Below are 1,015 nucleotides of genomic sequence, written 5' to 3'. Positions count from 1 at the left end.
TGTTGCGCCACAGGCGCAGCAGCCCCTCGGCCGGCGGCACGGTGATGCCGTAGTACACGCCGGTGTCGTTGTTCATGAACAGCGTGCCCGTGAGCGCGTTCTCCGGCCGGCCACCGTCGGCCGGGGGCGAGAAGCGCGCGTCGCGCCAGGTGCCCGTCCAGATGCCGGTGGGGTCGATGCGCGCGTTGGCATGCGTCTCCTTGTAGGACACCAGCGTGCGGTAGGGCGTGCCGGAGGCGTCGATGCTGGATTCCCAGCGCGTCTTCCAGAACACCTCGTTGCCGCTGAAGAAGGCCATGTGCATGCCCGCGGCGCGGGCGGCCTCCACGTTGGCGCGCTGCTGGCCGGACCAGTACTCGTCGTGCCCCACCGACAGGAACACCTTGCGGCCCTGCAGCACGGTGGCGCTGCGGTCGGTGTCCACGCCGCTGACGTAGGTGACGGCAAAGCCGTTGGCCTCCAGCCAGCGGACCATGGGGTACTCGTTGGCGAAGATCCAGTCCTGGCCGCCGTCCACCGTGCGCGTGTTGAACGGCCGGTTGTAGCTGACCTTGTAGGCGCGCGACGGGCTGGTGCCCGGCCCGCCCTGGTAGAGGCTGTTGCCGCCCCAGTTGTTGTAGGCCTGCCAGGTGGTGTCCGAGGTCTGGAACACCATGTCGGCGGCCGAGCCGTCATTGCGCACCACGAAGGCGATGTGGCTGGCGCCACCCGTGTCGTTGCGCACCAGGCGGGCGATGTAGATGCCGGAGACGGCGGTCGAGGGCACGGTCCACGAACCGGAGACGGCCCAGTTGCCGCAGTCGATGAGGCCGCTGCCGGGCTGCGTCAGGCAGGACGGCTGGCTCTGCGGCAGCGTGGCCGACGGGTTGACCGTCGCCACCTTGCGCGCGCCGGCGCCGCCATACCAGCCCAGCCGGTAGATGTCGAAGCGGTAGCTGCTGGCCGTGGTGTTGACCTTGAAGCTCACCGTGCCGCCGCGGTTGACGCTGATGTCCGTGGCAAAGCCCTGGATGCT

Annotated in this window: 1 protein-coding gene; it reads right to left on the bottom strand. The window is 69.4% G+C overall.

Annotation, left to right across the window (positions count from 1 at the left end; genetic code table 11):
• Nucleotides 1-1,015: N,N-dimethylformamidase beta subunit family domain-containing protein (locus ALA01S_RS34250; protein ID WP_218011566.1), on the bottom strand; the 1,015-nt coding region annotated here is incomplete at both ends.

This window comes from Azohydromonas lata NBRC 102462 (assembly GCF_001571085.1).
Lineage (GTDB): Bacteria > Pseudomonadota > Gammaproteobacteria > Burkholderiales > Burkholderiaceae_C > Azohydromonas > Azohydromonas lata.
Note: the sequence above shows the minus strand (reverse complement) of the source record. Positions and strands in the feature narration are given on the sequence as shown.